Source organism: Demequina sp. NBRC 110051 (assembly GCF_002090055.1).
Taxonomy (GTDB): Bacteria; Actinomycetota; Actinomycetes; order Actinomycetales; family Demequinaceae; genus Demequina.
In genome coordinates this window covers 1-754 of record NZ_BBRH01000005.1, presented here as the reverse complement: position 1 = coordinate 754, position 754 = coordinate 1, and the positions used below count along the sequence as shown (strand labels likewise).

General features: G+C 66.8%; 1 protein-coding gene. It reads left to right on the top strand.

The annotated features are described in order from the left end of the window. Nucleotides 1-346 precede the first annotated feature (346 nt). Nucleotides 347-724 carry a helix-turn-helix transcriptional regulator gene (locus B7K20_RS00025; RefSeq protein ID WP_084099470.1) on the top strand — a complete coding sequence of 126 codons (378 nt, stop codon included), beginning with the start codon at nt 347-349 and terminating at the stop codon, nt 722-724. Nucleotides 725-754: the final 30 nt, after the last annotated feature.

Sequence of the window (754 nt, the reverse complement as noted above, 5' to 3'; positions counted from 1 at the left end):
AGACGGTGGGATTCGAACCCACGGATGGGTTTACCCCATCACATCCTTAGCAGGGATGCACTTTCGGCCGCTCAGTCACGTCTCCCGATGCAGCGGGTACAGGGTACCGGTCACGGTCCCCTCGGAGCAAAGCGGCCTTCCATACAGGCGGCCGATGCCGTGGCAGGGCCCGTAGCGCCCGCGCCACGGCATCGGGTCGCTCGGGTTTTAGCAGCAGCCGCCGCCGCAGCACCCGCCGCCATTCAGAGTCGTGCCGGTCATGTCGCCCACCTCCTTTCGACATATGTCTCATGGATAATCTGACACCCAGTTAGACATATGTCAAATACTTTGCGACGATGAGTGCATGCCCAGCGCTCTGCCCGTCGTCGACGCCTCCGCTCCCTTGTGCTGCGCACCCCTGGGCTCCCACGAGTTCTCCTCCGCCGACGACGCCGTCGCGATCGCCGCGCGCCTGCGCGCGCTGGCCGACGCGAACAGGGTGCGCGTCATCCAGGCTCTGTCGTGCTGCGAGGGCCACGAGATGACCACCACCGAGGTCGCCGGGCTGCTGGAGGTCGCGGCGCCCACCGCGAGCCATCACCTGCGCCAGCTCGAGGCCGCCGGGCTTGTGCAAGGCCGGCGCGACGGCGCCAAGGTGTTTTACGGCTTGCGACTCGACGCGATGCATGCGGTGTCGCGGGCGCTGCACGTCACCTGCGGCGCGGACTGCCACTGCTGCTGAGCACGGCGCATCACAGAAAGCGGAGAGTGT

What these genes read in the sequence shown, in the direction of transcription:
- B7K20_RS00025 (WP_084099470.1), top strand. Translation starts at nt 347, where the DNA reads ATGCCCAGCGCTCTGCCCGTCGTCGACGCCTCCGCTCCCTTGTGCTGC.